Source organism: Corallococcus sp. M7 (assembly GCF_054512695.1).
In genome coordinates this window covers 3,310,181-3,326,788 of the sequence record NZ_CM137252.1, presented here as the reverse complement: position 1 = coordinate 3,326,788, position 16,608 = coordinate 3,310,181, and the positions used below count along the sequence as shown (strand labels likewise).

The following is a 16,608-nucleotide window of genomic DNA, read 5'->3' as shown; positions in this document are numbered from 1 at the left end:
TCTTCCTTGGTGCCACCCCGGCATCAGTTCCCTGGGGACTCCGGCGACACATCATCATCGTCCGAGGAAGGCGGCTCCTGAGGGAACGCCGGTTCGGGTTCGTAGTCATCGCTCGAATCCATGTCGGTCACGCTCTCATCGGGAGCGTGGACGTCGTCGGGCTTCTTGAACTCGAGGCGGGTAAGCGCTTCCTTCGACTGGGCCAGCACACACATCTGCTCTTCCACGAAGAGGTCCAGCGTGGACACCGTGTCCCAGTCCTCGCCGTCCACGTCGGTGACCTCCTCGGTCAGCGTTCGCGTCGCGCCGGGCGCCAGGCTGAAATCATCCAGCGAGGCGGAGAACAGGGAGTCCTCCTTGCCCGCTTCGTACCCGTGGAGGCAGAGGCTGCCATTGATGCGCCGGGCACTCAGGTTCTTCAACGTGTACGTGAGCTCGTAGCGCGTGCCGCCACCGGGCTGCTCCAGCTTCGCGTTGGACAGCGTGAGTTCCCCCGCCGCCAGCGGTTTCGGCCGCGTGGGCACGGGAGCCCCCGTGGGCGCGGGCTGTCCCGTGAGGAGCAGGCGCAAGGGTTCGCTGGACGCCCCGAAGTCGGCGCTGTCACAGAGACCTTCGGCGGCCGTGTACAGCAGCATGGACCGGGCCTGCGGCCAGGCTGTTTCGGGCATGTAGACGTAATCCTGGAACACGTCGTCCGTGCCGCCCTTCACGGTGATGTAGCCCATCACCCGCGCGTGGACGAGGACGCCCTTCTCGTCGAGCAGTGCCAGGCACACGTCCCCACGCCCCTGGGCCGTCCCCGGGTTGGTGAGCGTGTACGTGACGTCCAGACGGGTCTCGTCCCGCTTGAACACCACGTCCGAGAAGCGCAGCGGCTTCGCCAGCTTCGCCACCGGACCCGCGTCTGGAACACCCGCGTCGGCCACGGAGGCAGCCACCGCCCCCGCGTCCACGGGCGCGACCGCCTGGGGCTGCTCCTTCCTGCACCCCGCGCCCCACACCGCCGCGCAGCCCACGAGCAGCACGCCCAGGCTCCGCCTCCACCCGCCATCGCGCATCATTCCGTCACCTCGTCAGCCGGAGCCGCGTCGTCCGGCGCCGGGGCATCGTCGCTCGCGTCGTCATCCGCCTCGACGTCCGCCGCCTCCTCCACGGGCGAACGGACCCCCTCTGGCTTGTCGAACAGGACGCCCGGATTCTCCGTCCCCTCCTTGTTTCCGCAGCCATGGGGGCTCGCGAAGAAGCGCAGCACCGTGACCTCGTCCCAGTGCATGTCATCCTGGAAGACGACAGATTCCGTGAGGGTCACGGATGCGCCCGAAGCCAGGTCGAAGGACCCCGCGAGGGACTCCTCCAGCGCGCGAGAGTCCCGGCGCACGTAGCCCCGCAGACACCCGCGCCCCGAAGCCCGGTGGTCACTCACGTTCTTCACCGTGAAGCGGATGGCGTAGAAAGGCAGGGTCCCCTCCTGGGTCAACTCGATGTCGGACACCGCGAAGTCCTCCGGCTTCGTCTCCTTCGCTGGCGCGGGAACGGGCAGGTCCGCCGGCGCGGGTTTGCCTGACGGCAGCATCCGCAGGGGCTCGCTGGTCGGCGGGTGGCTGCTGTAGCCACAGGCGTCGCGGTAGGGCAGCGTGAAGAGCAGCACGGAGCGGGTCTGGTTCCACCGCAAGTCGGCCACGGTCACGTGGTCCTCGAACGTGTCCTCCAACCCGCCCTTCACGGCGATGCCACCCAGCCGCACCACCTCGATGGTCTGCCCCTGCTCATCGAGCAGCGTCATGCACGCGACGCCGCGCCCCTGCACCGTCCCCGGATTGGCGAGCGTGTAGGTCACGTCCACGCGGAAGCCCTGGCGCGCAATCACCACGTCCGAGAACCGCAGCGGCTTCACCACCTTCGCCACCGTCCCCGCGTCCACACGCCGGGTGCCCGCGTCCACCACGGCCACGGGCGCCACGCCCGCGTCCACCGGCACGGCCGCTTCCACGGGCGGCTCCTGCTTGCACCCCGTGGCCCACGCCACCGCGAGCCCCAGGAACAGCACGCCCCACGCGTGCCTTCGCCGCTGATCACCACGCATCATGAAGCCCCCTCCACTGCACTCTCTGTCGGGGTTTCATATGGGACACCGCCACGGCGCGGCAAGGCAGCCCCCTATCGCGCGTGCTTGACGCGGCAGGGCCGGAGCGCTCGGATGCGCCGCACCTATGCCCACTCCCAAGCTGCTCACCCGCGCGGAAGCCACCGACTACCAGGAAACGTCCCGCAGCGCCGACGTCGTCGCCTTCGTCGACGCCCTGTGTGCCCAGACCAAGCTCGCGAAGCGCGTGGACTTCGGCCAGAGCGGTGAAGGCCAGCCGCTCATGTCGCTCATCCTGAGCGACCGCAACTGCTTCACGCCGGAGCTGGCGAAGAAGCAGAAGAAGCTCATCGTGATGGTGGAGGCCAACATCCACGCCGGTGAGGTGGAGGGCAAGGAGACCCTCCAGGCGCTCGCGCGCGACCTCACGCTCACGTCCCTGGGCAAGAAGCTGCTGGACCGCCTGTGCATCGTCTTCGTCCCCAACTTCAACCCGGACGGCAACGACCGCATCAGCAAGGGCAACCGCGCGCTGGATTTGAAGAACCTGGAGGGCCAGGTGAACCCGCCCGGTGGCGTGGGCATGCGCTACACGGGCGAGGGCTGGAACCTCAACCGCGACAACATGAAGCAGGAGGCGCCGGAGACGCGCGCCCTGGCGAAGCTGTACCAGTCGTGGTGGCCGCACCTCTTCGTGGACTGCCACACCACGGACGGCAGCATCCACGGCTTCGACCTCACCTTCGACATCCCGCACGGCAACGCGGAGCTGCTGCACACCTCGCGCGACTACAACCGCGAGCTGGCCGAGCGCGTGTCCGCCGCGGTGAAGACGAAGCACGGCTTCGACAGCTTCTGGTACGGCAACTTCCGCAAGGAGGGCGACCCGCGCTCCGGCTGGCACACCTACCCCGCCCTGCCCCGCTTCGGCAGCCACTACCGCGGCCTCCTGGGCCGGCTGGACGTGCTGCTGGAGACGTACAGCTACATCGACTTCCCGCGCCGCTGCGCCGTCATCCGCGCGTGGGTGCTGGAGCTCATCCGCGACGCGGCCCGCTACGCGAAGGAGTACCGCCGCGTCACCGAGTTCGAGGAGGCCGCCATCATCGCGCGCGGCCAGAACCCCAACGTGCGGGAGTGGGTGGGCATCAACTACGGCGTCGCCCAGCGCGCCACGGACGGGGCGCTGGTGTTCGACTACCCGGCCTACGTGAAGGAGAACGACACCGCCGTCATCAACTCCTTCGACGAGGCGAGCATCCAGGACCGCCGCTACCCGGGTAAGCGCAAGAAGGTCTACAAGACGCCGCACCACCGCACCTTCGTGCCCACGCAGGCCGTGAGCACGCCGGCCGGCTACCTGGTGCCCGCGTCGCTCGCCGCGCGGCTGGACGGCCACGGCATCCGCTACGAGAAGCTGGCCAAGGCGCAGCGCTTCCAGGTGGACAGCTACCGCATCGCCCGCAAGGAGGAGACCTTCAGCCCGGACGTCGCCGCCAACGTGCCGCCCCCGGGCCAGGACGAGGTCCCCTTGAGCCAGAAGCCCAAGCCGGTGCGCTTCGAGACCATCCTCACCGTGGCCCCCGAGCGCTCCGAGCAGGACTTCCCCGCCGGCACCCTCCTGGTCGGCACCGACCAGCGCACGGGCACGCTCATCACCTACCTGCTGGAGCCGCACTCGGATGACGGCTTCTGCCGCTGGCAGTTCCTGGATGGCAGCCTGAAGGTGGGAGAGCTGTACCCCATCCACCGACTGGTGGAGGCCACGCGGGCCCCCCAGAAGGTGGAGTAGGCCTTACATCTCCGGACGTCTCCTTGCCCCCGGGTCTGTCCTGCCCGGGGGCATTGGCCCTAGACTGGAGCCCGCAGGACCCGCGGAGATGGTGCGGGGGCACGCGGGAGGCCCCGGATGGCTGGCATGTGGCAAACGCCCCGAGGCACGCGCCTTCCGGGGCGCACAGGCGTGGCGCGCGTCTGGGGACTCGTGGCCCTGGCGCTCTGCATGGCCTTGGGCTTCGTCGCCGTGCGCTTCTGGAAGCAGCGGGGCGACGGGCCGGAGACACCGGCGCTGTGGCTCTCGGACGCGCCCCACCGTCCCCTGGAGGTGAGGCTGAGCCTCCCCGCCGCGGACGTGTACCGTCCCCATGCGCCGCCCCAACGGGACGCGCTGGCTCCGCCGGTGCCGCTGGGCGCGCTGTCCCGCCTGGAGGAGCGCGGCGACGCGCACGGCGTGGGCGTCAGCTACCTGCTGCATGGCGACACGGAGCAGGCGCTCGCGTACCTCCGGCGCGCGTCGCCCTCGCTGGACCGCGACAGCGACCTGGCCGCCGTCGCCATCCTGCGCGGCCACTCCGATGAAGCCCTGACCCTGCTGGACGCCACGCTGGAGGCCATGCCCGAGCACCCGCAGGCGCGATGGAACCGCGCCGTGGTGGCGCGCGAATTGGGGCTGACGCTCCTCGCGGCCATGTCGTTCGAGGCGGTGGCCGCGAAGAACGAGCCCGGCTGGAGCGATGAGGCGCGCGAGCAGGCGCGGACGCTGCGCGCCCGGTTCCAGGCCCGGGCGGACGCATGGAAGGCCACGAGTGAGGCCTTCCACGCCCGGCTGCGCTCGCCCCAGGCGCCCCTGCCGGTGGAGGGCGCGGCCCGCTTCCCGGGCCTGGCGCGCGAGTGGTTCTACGAGCTGATGGCGACCGCGGAGAGCGCTGAACAGGTGGAGGCCCTGCTGCCGCTCGCGGGGGTGCTGGACCACGCGGCCGGCGGAGGCAGCGTGCTGCGGGACACCGTGCGGCGGATGGCGGGGCAGGACTTCGCGCGCCGGGCTCCGCTCGCGCGCGAGTACGCGAAGCTGGTCCAGGACGCGCACCCCACCCCCGCGAGCCTCATCGAACGGCTGCGCCAGGAGCCCACGGCGAAGGACCTGCTGCTGGGCGCGCTCTTGCGCACGCCGGGCGTGGCGCGCACGCACGAGGAGCTTCGCGCCCTGACGGTGGGCGAGACGGACCCCTGGGTCCTCTCGCGCGTGGCGCAGGAGGGCGCGCGGCTGGACGACCTGTCGGGACAGGGGACGCAGGCCGGAGACAGCCTGCGGGAGGCGCTGGGCGAGTGCCGTGCGAAGACGCTGCCCCTGCGCTGCGTGGATCTGCTCATCCGGTTGAGCAGCCGCGCGACCGCGTCGAACCGGCTGGTGGAGGGCGAGGAGTCCGCGAGGGCCGCGTGGCAGGAGGCCGCCGCGCTGGGCGAATGGGACCGCGAGGGACAGGCGCTGGTGATGCTGGCCAACGCGACGCGCTTCCAGGTCCGGGTGGCGCTCTCACGCGCCTATCTCACCGAGTCCCTGGCCCGTCAGCCCGACGACTGTCTGGCGCGCACGCAGGCGCACCGCAACCTGGCGTCGCTGGCGCTGATGCGCTTCCGCGCACAGGAGGCGCGGCAGGAGTTGGAGGAATCGCTGGCATGCGGCCAGACGCCCGGGCTCCAGGGCGCGTGGATCCTCGCGGATCTGGCGCGGCTGGCGCCCCGTCCGTCCGACGAGGCACGCCTGATGGCGGAGCTCGCACGGGTGAACCCGCTTCGGGAGAACGCGGGGCGGCGCGTGCTGGCCACGCTCATCCGGGGACGCTTCGCGGTGGACCGCGACTGGCGCGAGGGCCAGCGCGTGCTGCGGCAGACCATCGCGGAGGCGGAGCCGCTGCTGCGGGTGAACGCGGATGCGCGCGACGCGCGGGCGGTGGCCTACCAGACGCTCGCGGTGAGCGCGGGCCACGCCGGAGCCTTCCGCGAGGCCATGGACGTGGTGGCCGAGAGCCTCCAGGTGCCCGTGCCGGAGGGCTGCGTGCTGGCGGCGGCGGTGGAGGCGGAGCGCACGGTGACGGTGGTGCGCGGTCCGCAAGGACAGGTGCAGGGCCACTATGACGCCTCGCGCACGGTGCCCCTGCGCGATGACCTGACCGGGCTGGTGCCCGGCGAGCAGGTGGAGCTGCTGCGCGACTGTCCTCGCGTGGCGGTGCTGGCCGCGCCGCCCCTGGACAGCCGCGCGGGCCTCCTGCCGGCGGACATGGCCTGGAGCTACCGGGTCGGCACGGGCGTCCCCGCGACGTCACCCGCGAAGCCGCCCCTGCACGTCGTGGTGTCGGACGTGGAGCCGCCCCTGACGTTGAAGCTGGCGCGGCTGCCCGCGGCGGCGGACGTGGACCTGGCGGGAGCGCAGCGGCTCTTGCGGCTCAAGGGCGCGCAGGCCACGCCCGAGCGCGTGCTGGAGGCGATGGAGCAGGCCACGGACATCGACATCCACGCGCACGGAGTGGTGGACCGCGCGCTGTCGGACGCCACGGTCATCGCGCTGTCGCCGCAGCAGGACGGCCGCTATGCGCTGACCGCGGAGGAGCTTCGCCGCCGGCATCTGCACGGAGCCCCGCTGGTGGTGCTGGGAGCATGCAGCGCGGCCCGCCTGCCGCCCATCCTGCATGAGACGTCATCACTGCCGCAGGCGTTCGTCGCCTCCGGAGCGCGGGCCGTCTTCGCCGCCACGGCGGAGATCCCCAACGACGCGGGCGCCTTCTTCCGCGCCGTGCGCGAGCGCATCCAGTCCGGCGAGGAGCCCTCCCAGGCCCTGCGAGCCGAGCGCCTCGACTGGCACAAGAAGCAACCCAACATGCGCTGGGTGGACAAGGTCCTGCTGTATCAGTAGCGCCCGCGTCCCTCAGTCACGCGGAGGCAGCGGCGACGGCTGGGGCTCCGCGTCGGCGACCCACGTCACGTTCGGCTCCGGCAGCGCGAAGGCCTCGAACGACACGGCGACGCCGCCTTCGGGCGCGCTGAAGCCGTACCACCACCCCACTGGCAGCAGCACGCACTCTCCCGGCGACAGCGTCACGTCCAGGCGCAGGGGTGCATCGCCAGACCCCGTCACGCGCCGCAACTCGAACGCTGGAACGAGTTGGAGCCGCCGCTCCCCATGCACCTGCGCCAGCAGCACATTGCGCCGTGCCGCGCGCAAGGGCACTTCCGCACCGGGCGGCTCCCACCACAGGCGGGGCTCGCACACACGAGCATCCTCCACCGTGAAGCCCTGAAGCGGCGCCAGCCCCCGGGCCAGCGGTTCCAGTCGCGAGTCCTCGAACAGGGGCACGCAGCACGCGTGTCGCGCCTCTCCCAACAGCGCGGCCACGTTCCCGGGGCTCCAGGCCTCCGGCTCCAGCGACTTGCTCCACTCCGTCCGCAGCACCACGGGCAGGTTGTCGAAGTAGTAGCGCTCGAAGAAAACCTCAGGAGTCAGCGCGTCATGCCGGTCCACGCGCGGCGGCCCTTCCGTCTGCTGGAACAGCTCCGCGTACACGTCCAGCAGCCCCTCCAGCTTCCGCTGCATGCCCACCGCCCGCAGCGCGCCCGCGACGAAGGGCTCCTGCTGCTCCACCTCCACCGCCCGCCGCGCCTGCTCCGCCGGCACCCCGGCCTTCTCCAGCGACGCCACCAACTCCTTCGGCGACGCCCCGCGCACCAGGTTCTCCACCAGCCACCGCCGCCACTCGGGTGTCAGCGGCGAGGTCCCCGCCTCCACTTCACGCGAAGCTCTCATCGGTGCTCCTCCGGAGGCGTGGCGCCCAGCCAGCCCTCCCGCCAGCAGGTGTTCATCCCAGGTGTCTCTTCGAAGCTCACGAACGTCACCGACAGGCTCGGCTCCAAGGCCCGCAGCGCGTGCCACCACCCCACCGGGATGAAGAGCGTGTCCCCCGGCCCCACCTCCACCGTGTGCAACGCCACCCGGGCGAAGTCCGGGAAGCGCTCCAGGTCCGGCGCCAGCACGTCCACCGCGCTGTAGAAGCCGCGCACGTTGGACATCCATGGCGTCTCCCATGACGGCGCCAGCCACACCTGCTTGCGTCCCCACACCTGGCAGAACAGGACGTTGAGGTGATCATGATGCAGGTTGGACAGCGTCCCCGCCGGCCCCAGCCACAGATGCACGCGGTCGGGCTCGCGCAGGTCCGGCTGGATGTATCCCTCCGGCGCACGCAGGTCCTCCAAGAGCGGCCGGAACGCGTCACGCAAGAGCAGGCTGTTTCGAGCCACCAGATACATGTCGTTCGCAGGCGCACCGTCGAACCGCGCCAGCAATTCCCGCAGCGGCACGTCCCGGCGCAGGCGGTCCGCATGCAGGTCCGGCATCTCCTGGGCATCGCGCCCCGCCATCACCTCCACCGTCTCGTCACCGAAACGCTCCGCCATCCACGCGGGCGTCCACCGCGTCCGCGCCGGCCAGTCCTCCATCAAGCCCTCAATGACAACCGGCCGGTTGCGCCGGTAATACTCACGGAAGAATTCCGCCGGAGCCAGCCGGGACCGCCGCTCCACACGCGGCGAGGGCAAAGCCTGTCGTCGCGACACCGACCGCGCCTCCAGCAGTGATTCAAGCAATCCCAGACGTTTCGTGAATTCACGCGCCAGCATCACCGCCGGATGGATCTCCGCGGCCCGAATCGTTTCCCAGACAACCTCTGGTGTGACGCCAGCCGTCTCCAGACGGGCCGCGAGCCGCTCCGCGGGCACCCCACGCACAAGGTTCTCCGCGAGCCACGTTTTCCATTCGAGGGGAAAGGAAGACGTCATCGCCAGACCCCTTGAATCGGGCTGAACCTTTTGGGCCGTCTACATCCACCCCGAGCGGACTCCATGACTCCTCCCGAGAACTCATACAAGATCGTCCCGAACCCCAATCCCCCGTGTGACCCCGCGCAGGAGGACCTCAGCCGGAAGCGGACACCTGAAACCCCGCCGCCCACGCCGCCGCCGTCCACACCGCCCCTTCCTGAAACGCCGAAGGACGAAAACCTCAACGGCTGACGCAAGCCATTGAAGCGGCGGGCACACCTCAACCGAAGGTGTGCCACCGCGCGTTTCCACCCGGCACCTCCAGCGACTGGAACGTCAGCGACACGCTCACGTCCAGCGCGAGCACCTGATGCCACCAGCCCACGGGGATGAAGAGCATCTCCCCCGGGCCCACCACCACCTCGTGAACATGCGCGCGGGCGAAGTCCGGGAAGCGCTCCAGGTCCGGCGCCGCCGCGTCCACCGGGCTCCATACGTGCTCGCGGTTGTACAGGCGGGGCGTCTCGAAAGACGGCACCAGCCAGAAGCGTTTGCGCCCGTGGACCTGGCAGAACAGCACCGAGTCCACGTCATGGTGCAGCGCCGTGTGCGTGCCCGCCGGCCCCACCCACAGCTTGAGGCTCCCGTGCTGCCGCTTCGGGTACACGAAGCCCGGGGCCGGCCGCAGGTCGTCCAGCAGCGCTCGCAGCTCCGGCCGCTCCAGCGCGAAGTTGCGCGCGGTGAGGTACAGGTCGTTGGTGGGCCCGCCGTGCTCCAGCCGGTGGAGGAAGTCCGAGAGCTTCATCACCGTGCGGCACGCGTCCGGTGACACGTCATGGTCCGCGCGGGCTTCGCGGCCCGCCATGACCTCCACCTCCACGTCGCCGTAGTCCCGCGCGAGCACCTCCGGCCGCCAGCGCTCCAAGAGCGGCCAGCCCTCCATGAAGTCCTCCAGGACCACAGGCCGGTGCGCGCGGTAGTAGCGGGCCTGGAACTCCTCCGCGGACACGCCCCGCCGCCGCTCCACCGTCCGGCGGGACTGCGCATGCAGCGACGCGCGCACGTCCAGGAGCGACACCACCTCCGCCCCCAGCGCCCCGCGCGAGCCACCGGCCTCCACCGCCGGGTGCCGCCGCGCACGAGCCACCTCCGCGTGCGCCTCTTCCGGCTCCACCCCTCCGGCGACCAGTGCGCGGGCCAGCGCCTCCTCAGGCACGCCCCGCAGCAGGTTCTCCGACAGCCACGCATCCCACGAGGGTGACAAGGCCATGGCCCCACTCTAGGCCACCCGCGAAGTGGCACGGAAAGGGGGCCCTCTCCCCACATGCCCTACAGGGTGAGTGCCCCCTTGAGCCCTAGGACGAGGATGTTGCGCGCGTCCTCGTCACCGCCGGGGCGGATGTATTGGAGGTTGGGCCGCAGCACGAGCCACGGCGTCGCATGGAGGCTGTAGTACAGCTCGCCCAGGTACTCCGTGCGCGGGATCAGCGTGTCGGGGTCCAGCGCCTGCTTCCGCCGCTGCGCGGTGACGTAGCGCCCGTTGGAGTGCGTGGCGCCCAGCGCGAAGCCCACGTCGTCATCCGCCCGGCCGAAGACGCCCGTGTAGCCCAGGCCCAGCGTGTACTGGCCATCCTGCGTGGAGGTGTCCAGGTCCGTGCGCGCCAGGCGGACGAAGACGTTGAGCCCCTGCGCCGCGTTCTCCGAGCCCGCCACGTGCGTGAGCTGCTGACGCGCGACGAAGTAGATGCCGTATCGCCCTTCCCTCTCCACGCCATCCAGCAACACATCCGGCGCGTTGGACGTGTCGTACCAGACGCCGACTTTGTAGAGCCCCTCCAGCCGGTCGCCGTGGAACTTCGGGTTCCAGGCCAGCTCCAGGGGCAGCATCACGCCCGTCGCCCCGCTGAAGCGCCCCAGATAGAAGGCCTCCTCCAGGTTGCGCGGGTTCACCTCGTACGCGGCCACCTGCACGTAGGCCACCCTCGCCAGGTCCACGCGCAACCGCGTGGCCCACTGGCTCACCGGCCAGTTGAACCAGTAGTTGCCCACGATGTTGCCGGGCTGCGCGCCGCAGAAGGACAGGTTCTGGAAGTCGCAGGGGAAGTCCGCGGTGTCCTCGCCCACCGTCATGCGCCCCAGCTTCAGGTGCACCTGCTCATCGAAGAAGAGCTGATCCCACCAGAGCTGCGTGAGGCGCCCCACGTTGCCGCGCCCGTACACCTCCTGCACCAGTTGGAGGTTCCCCAGCGCCATGTCCGCGTTGAGGTTGTTGCCGTTGCGGTGCGTGAACGAGAACTGGAAGGTGCCGCCCTTCAAGCCCGCCAGCTTCTCCAGGTCCAGGCCCAGCCCCGCGTTGAACTGGCCCGCCTGCCGCAGCGCATGGCCCTTGCCACCGCGCGCGTTGAAGGCGAGCTCCGTCACGTAGCGGAGCTGGATCCCCACGCCCAGCTCGTAGAGAAACCCGCGCATCCCGCCCCAGCCACCGGTGAGGCCCGGGGGCATCTTCGTCTCGGCCGCGAAGGCCGGCCCCGCGCACAGCAGCGCGCACGCCAGCACCCACGCCCCGAAAGCCCGTCCCCGCATCACACCCGCCCCCTCGCACGCCACCGGTCCTCAATGGCCATGGCCACCGGGATGTCCAGCCGTTCCGAGGGGCTGTCCGTCGGCTTCCAGCCACTTCCCCGGGCCTTTCGACCGGCCCGGGGTGCGGCGAGCAACGAAAGCTACTTCTGGGGCAGCGGCACCGAGCGCACGTGCAGCTCGCGCAGCTGCTTCTCGTCCACGTCGCCGGGGGCGCCCGTCATCGTGTCCGTGCCCGTCTTCGTCTTGGGGAACGGAATCACGTCGCGCAGGGACTCCGCGCCGGTCAGCAGCATCACCAGGCGGTCCATGCCCAGCGCGATGCCGCCGTGCGGGGGCGCGCCGAACTTGAGCGCGTCCAGCAGGAAGCCGAACTTCACGCGCGCCTCCTCCTCCTGGATGCCCAGCGCCTTGAAGACCTCGCTCTGCACCTTCGGGTCATGCAGGCGGATGGAGCCGCCGCCAATCTCGAAGCCGTTGAGCACCACGTCGTAGCGGTGGCACTTCACGCGGCCCGGGTCGGTCCCCAGGTACTGCACGTCCTCGTCGTGCGGACGGGTGAAGGCGTGGTGCGCCGCCGCCCAGGTGTTGGTCTCCTCGTCGAACTCGAAGAGGGGCGGGTTCACCACCCAGAGGAACTTCCACTGGCCGCCGCTGCCGTACTCGGGGATGAGGCCCAGCTTCTTCGCCACGTGCACGCGCAGGTTCGCCATCACCGTGTGCACCAGCGACTCGCGGCCGAACTGGAACAGGATGAGGTCGCCCGTCTTCGCGTTCACGGCCTGGTTGATGGCCTGCCGCAGCGCCGGCGTGATCGTCTTGGACAGCGGGGACTGGGTCCACTCACCGCCCTCGCCCACCTTCGCGCGCGCCAGGCCCTTGGCGCCCGCCTGCTTCGCGAAGTCCTCCAGCTTGTCGCTCTCCGCGCGGGACAGCGCCTTCTCCGCCGGGACGACCATCGCCTTGACGATGCCCTTGTCCTGCACCGCCTCCCACATCATGGGCACGCCGCCCGCGGCGCCGTGCTCGCGGATGACGTCCGTGAGCACCACGTGCTCCAGCCCGAAGCGCAGGTCCGGCTTGTCGTTGCCGTACTTCGCCATGGACTCGTAGAAGTCCATGCGCATGAAGGGCGTCGGGATGTCGATGCCCAGCACCTCGCTCCACAGCTTCTTCAGCAGGCCCTCGATGATGGTGAAGATGTCGTCCTGGGTGACGAAGCTCATCTCCACGTCGATCTGCGTGAACTCCGGCTGCCGGTCCAGGCGCAGGTCTTCATCACGGAAGCACTTCACGATCTGGAAGTACCGGTCGAAGCCCGCGACCATGAAGAGCTGCTTGTAGAGCTGCGGACTCTCCGCCAGCGCGTAGAACTTGCCCGGGTTCAGGCGGCTGGGGACCAGGAAGTTACGAGCGCCGCCCGGCGTGTACTTGCCCATGAAGGGCGTCTCCAGCTCCAGGAAGCCGTTGCCCGCCATGTACGAGCGCGCGAGCGTGTTCATCTTCGAGCGCGTCATCAGCGTCTTCTGGAGCGGCCCGCGGCGCAGGTCCAGGTAGCGGTGCGCCAGGCGCTTCTCCTCGGACGTCTCCACGTTGTCCTCGATGAGGAACGGCGTGGGCTCCGAGCGGTTGAAGATGGTCAGGTCCGAGGCCTTCACCTCGATCTCCCCCGTCTTCATCTTCGGGTTCACGTTCTTGCCGCGCGACAGCACCTTGCCCTTGATGCCGATGCAGTACTCCAGACGCAGGTGGCCGGCCGTCTCATGGGCCTCCTTGCTGTCCGGCTCGAACACCACCTGGGTGAGCCCTTCGCGGTCCCGCAGGTCGATGAACACCGCGCCGCCGTGGTCGCGGCGGTTGTGTACCCAGCCGAAGAGGACCACTTCTTCGCCAACGTTCGCGGCCGTGAGCTGACCGCAGGTGTGGGTACGCTTGACCTCGGAAATGAACGGGACCGCCATGGAGACCGCCTGCGTTTGGTTCGGGAAGGAAGGCCGGGCACCATAGCGGATCGTGGAAACGACGCGTCAAGGAATCCATGGCCCGAGCGCCCCCGTGTTTTCACCGCCATCTCCCTCGGAAGATGGGCGCATGAGCAGGCAGGCGCGCACGTCCCCGCAACCCGGAACCGGATCCGGGGTTGATGCCTCCATGCAGGGGGACCTGGAAACCCGCCGCCGGCCCGGAGGCGGGTGCGCCGGACTGGTGCTGCTGGCGCTGTTGGGGGCGAGCTCCGCTCAGGCGGAGGCCGCGGACAGCTCCGTCACGCTCGAGGCGAGCGGCGGCCACGGCTACGCCCTCTGGAGCCTGCTGGGCGACGTGGGCGTGGGGGAGGCGACCTTCGTCACGCTGGGCTACACCGGCGTGCGTCCGGAGTCCGGCACCGCGGCCACCCACCAGCTCTCCGTGGGCCTGGACCACCTCGCGGGCGAGCACTGGCTCCTGTCCGGTGCCGTCAGCCTGGGGCTGTCCAAGGCCTCCGGACACGGAGCTGACCCAGGAGCGCCCCCGCCTCGACATCCCCGGCCTCACCGCCCGGACGGGCTCCGGCAGCCAGGCGGTGCAGCTGGGCGCGGCCTGGGACTCGGCGGGCTTCGGCACCTGGGAGTACGGCCTGGACGCGGGCGTGGGCGTCAGCCGCAACCCGCTGCGCCGCCAGCTGCTCACCGTCTCCGACGGCGCCTCCACGGAGCGCTACGCCCGGGAGGACCTCCTCTGGTCGGCCCGCCCCACGCTGGGCGCGCGGCTGCTCTGGAAGGGCCAGTGGGAGCTGGGGCTGCGCGGGGGGTATGCCTTCTACAGCGAGGACCCGCTCACCGCGGGCCAGTTCACCGACGCGGAGGCGGACCAGCTGGAGGCCCAGCTCGAAAGCCGGGTGGCCGCCCGCCGGGCCCTGGCGCTCCTGCGCCGCCGCCAGCTGCGCGACCTGGGCGCGGCCGTGGCCCGGCGCCTGGGCGAGGTCAACGCCACCACCGGCTTTCCCTCCGCCCCGGTCCGCTGGGACGTGAAGCCGTCCCTCTCCTGGCGCCTCACCCCGGCCCTCCGGGGCCAGCTGTCCTACGCCTTCACCCGGTACGTGGCGGGAGAGGGCGTGGCCCACGTGGTGGCCACCCGGTGGACGGTGCGCCCGGGCGACGCGGTGCGGCTGTGGGCCTCCGTGGCCCTCCAGCGGGACGTGCCGGAAGGCCTGCCTCCGGAGACCTCCGGCCTGCTCACACTCGGAGGGGAATACACGTTCTGAGCGGTCCGGAGTAAAACGGGCGTCATGCTCCGAACAGTCACCACCGCCGCCGTCGGGCTGGCCCTGGCCACGGGCTGCGCGCCGGACAGCGAGGCCCCCGTGAAGGTCTCCGTCCTGTCCCGCTCCAGCAATGGCCAGTACGTCCCCACGCAGGTCGAACTCACCACCATCGAGGACGTCGTCGGCCTGAAGGGCACCGTCGGCGACCTCCAGGGTGGCGCGCGCATCGTCATCGACGTGAACGACCCCGCGCTCCAGAACGCCACCGCGGACAACGTCGCGGACGTGCTGCTCAAGAAGTCCGGCCACGACGTGAAGGCCAGCTACATCAGCCAGAAGGACGCGAAGACGGGCGAGGACGTCCTCTGGCCCGCGGACTTCCACTCCTGGAACATGGTGACCTCGTATTACAACCTCGAGCGCGCCAACGAGTACTTCCGCACCGTCGCCAACGTGAAGGTCGCGTCCTTCGAGCCCGCGCCGACGCTCTACTACTTCCCGGAGTTCATCCAGGCGCAGGTGAGCAAGGAGCCGGCGCGCGACAACGCCATCTTCTACCCGGTGCTCCAGTCGTTCATGGTGCTGCCGTTCGACAAGATCCAGCGCGCCCCGCTGCCCCTCAACGCGGCGGTGATGGCGCACGAGTACGGCCACCTGGTGTTCAACCGGCTGGCGTACGCCGGCCAGTCCCTGCCCCTGGCGCTGTCCATCTGGTCCTCGGAGGTCCCCAGCCAGGGCGCCAACGTGCTCAAGTCCTTCGACGAGGGACTGGCGGACTACCACGCCTACGGCGCCACCTGCCGCAGCGTCAGCGGGTGTGACCCCCGCTTCATGTCGACCTCCTTCGACGGCGGCCCCTTCGCCGGGGTAACGGACGCGCGCGACCTGTCGCGCGGGGACCGCTGCATGAGCGCGCTGCTGTACGCCCGCGTGCAGCAGCAGGACGTGAACACCTTCTCCGCCGACGGCTCCGAGTACACGGTGGGCACGCTGCTGGCGACCGCGCTCTACCAGGCGGGCCGCTCCACCGGCCAGGAGGCCCAGCTGCAGCGCGACATCGTCTCCGCGTACTACGACACGGACCCCGCCAAGCCGGGCATCTACCAGTACACCCAGCTGGTGCTGGGCGATCAGTCCCAGTTCTCGCTGGCCGTCCCCGCCGCCGCCATCATCTCGCACATCTCCGACCTGGAGCTGCGCAAGGCCGTCTGCAACGAGTTCATGGACCACCTGCAGATCCCGCGCGAAGACCTCATCGGCGACAACCTCTGCCCGCCCAGCGCCGCGGGCGGCACCACCTGCCCCAGCATCTTCCAGTGAGGCCCGCTCCCTTGAACACCTGGCTCAAGGCCTGCCTCGCCGGCAGCCTGCTCTTCACCCCTGTCGCGTTCGCCCAGAGCGCGGATGACGACGACCCCTACGCCTACCCGGAGGAGGAGGCCGACCGCGCCCAGGAGAAGGCGCGCAAGGAGGACGACGACGCCTACGAGCGCCGCCGCCGGCTGGTGGACGAAACGGACGAGTTCCGCGAGGCCGCCGAGGCCACCAACGACGACGGCTTCCGCGGCATGTCCCGCCTGGACGACCCCAACCTGGGCGTCGCGGTGGAGCTGACGGGCGGCCTGCTGATGATCGACAGCGCCCGCGGCGACTTCTCCGACAACAAGCCCGGCCTGGGCGTGCGCGCCACCTGGGAGTTCGGCCGCACGTTCTTCACGGAGAACGCCACCCTGCGCGAGGCCCTCTTCGCGGACCTGCGCTGGCTCTACGGCAGCCTCAGTGACGGCACGGAATTCATCAAGGGGGACACGCGGCTTCACTACTTCACGCTCGCGCCGGCCTGGCTGTTCCGCTTCGGCGACTCGCCCTTCGGTCTGTTCCTTCAGGCCGGCGGTGGACTCGCGTACCAGAACACCGGCATCACCGTGGGCGAGGAAGAGACCAAGGTGAACGGCCTCAAGCCCGTCGTGCAGTACGGCCTGGGCATCCGCGGCCGGCCCGCCCTGTCGCGCACGCTGCACCTCACCTTCCGCGTCGAGGCCATGGGCCTGCGGCGCGGCTACGCCAACGACTTCTTCCTGGGTGGCAGCGCCGGCGTCGGCTTCTGACACCG

General features: G+C 70.4%; 12 protein-coding genes. 5 read left to right on the top strand and 7 right to left on the bottom strand.

Features of this window, described 5'->3' with window-relative positions:
- Window positions 1-23 precede the first annotated feature (23 nt).
- Window positions 24-1,061 carry a hypothetical protein gene (locus tag ACX114_RS13520; protein WP_459298202.1) on the bottom strand — a complete coding sequence of 346 codons (1,038 nt, stop codon included), beginning with the start codon at window positions 1,059-1,061 and terminating at the stop codon, window positions 24-26.
- Window positions 1,058-2,086: a hypothetical protein gene (locus ACX114_RS13515; RefSeq protein WP_459298200.1), complete on the bottom strand. Its 1,029-nt coding sequence runs from the start codon at window positions 2,084-2,086 to the stop codon at window positions 1,058-1,060. Before ACX114_RS13515 ends, ACX114_RS13520 begins: the two co-directional genes overlap by 4 nt.
- Before the next feature lie 124 nt (window positions 2,087-2,210).
- Here ACX114_RS13515 and ACX114_RS13510 point away from each other — a divergent pair, with 124 nt between their 5' ends.
- Window positions 2,211-3,875 carry a M14 family metallopeptidase gene (locus ACX114_RS13510; RefSeq protein WP_459298198.1) on the top strand — a complete coding sequence of 555 codons (1,665 nt, stop codon included), beginning with the start codon at window positions 2,211-2,213 and terminating at the stop codon, window positions 3,873-3,875.
- Between the two features lie 117 nt (window positions 3,876-3,992).
- Window positions 3,993-6,773, top strand: a complete 2,781-nt coding sequence (locus ACX114_RS13505) for a CHAT domain-containing protein (protein ID WP_459298196.1) — start codon at window positions 3,993-3,995, stop codon at window positions 6,771-6,773.
- A gap of 12 nt (window positions 6,774-6,785) precedes the next feature.
- Here the strand turns inward: ACX114_RS13505 and ACX114_RS13500 are convergent, their stop codons facing one another.
- The 5 genes from ACX114_RS13500 to aspS form a co-directional block, all read right to left on the bottom strand.
- Complete coding sequence (locus ACX114_RS13500) at window positions 6,786-7,661, bottom strand: hypothetical protein (protein ID WP_459298194.1); 876 nt, start codon at window positions 7,659-7,661, stop codon at window positions 6,786-6,788.
- Entirely contained in the window at window positions 7,658-8,437 is a 780-nt protein-coding gene (locus ACX114_RS13495) for a cupin-like domain-containing protein (RefSeq protein WP_459300155.1), read from the bottom strand. The genes ACX114_RS13500 and ACX114_RS13495 overlap by 4 nt, the downstream gene beginning before the upstream one ends.
- Before the next feature lie 517 nt (window positions 8,438-8,954).
- Window positions 8,955-9,944, bottom strand: a complete 990-nt coding sequence (locus ACX114_RS13490) for a cupin-like domain-containing protein (protein ID WP_459298192.1) — start codon at window positions 9,942-9,944, stop codon at window positions 8,955-8,957.
- Between the two features lie 59 nt (window positions 9,945-10,003).
- Window positions 10,004-11,257 carry a carbohydrate porin gene (locus ACX114_RS13485; RefSeq protein ID WP_459298190.1) on the bottom strand — a complete coding sequence of 418 codons (1,254 nt, stop codon included), beginning with the start codon at window positions 11,255-11,257 and terminating at the stop codon, window positions 10,004-10,006.
- Window positions 11,258-11,397: 140 nt separating this feature from the next.
- Window positions 11,398-13,215, bottom strand: a complete 1,818-nt coding sequence (gene aspS, locus ACX114_RS13480) for an aspartate--tRNA ligase (protein WP_459298188.1) — start codon at window positions 13,213-13,215, stop codon at window positions 11,398-11,400.
- Window positions 13,216-13,703: 488 nt separating this feature from the next.
- On the opposite strand from aspS, the gene ACX114_RS13475 reads away from it, so the two are divergent.
- Genes ACX114_RS13475 through ACX114_RS13465 form a run of 3 tightly spaced genes read left to right on the top strand, consistent with a single transcriptional unit; the run spans window position 13,704 to window position 16,603 of the window.
- Window positions 13,704-14,495, top strand: a complete 792-nt coding sequence (locus tag ACX114_RS13475; RefSeq protein WP_459298186.1) for a hypothetical protein — start codon at window positions 13,704-13,706, stop codon at window positions 14,493-14,495.
- 24 nt (window positions 14,496-14,519) lie between these two features.
- On the top strand, window positions 14,520-15,815 hold the full coding sequence (locus tag ACX114_RS13470) for a hypothetical protein (protein ID WP_459298184.1): 1,296 nt from the start codon (window positions 14,520-14,522) through the stop codon (window positions 15,813-15,815).
- 11 nt (window positions 15,816-15,826) lie between these two features.
- Window positions 15,827-16,603: a hypothetical protein gene (locus ACX114_RS13465; protein WP_459298182.1), complete on the top strand. Its 777-nt coding sequence runs from the start codon at window positions 15,827-15,829 to the stop codon at window positions 16,601-16,603.
- Window positions 16,604-16,608 lie beyond the last annotated feature (5 nt).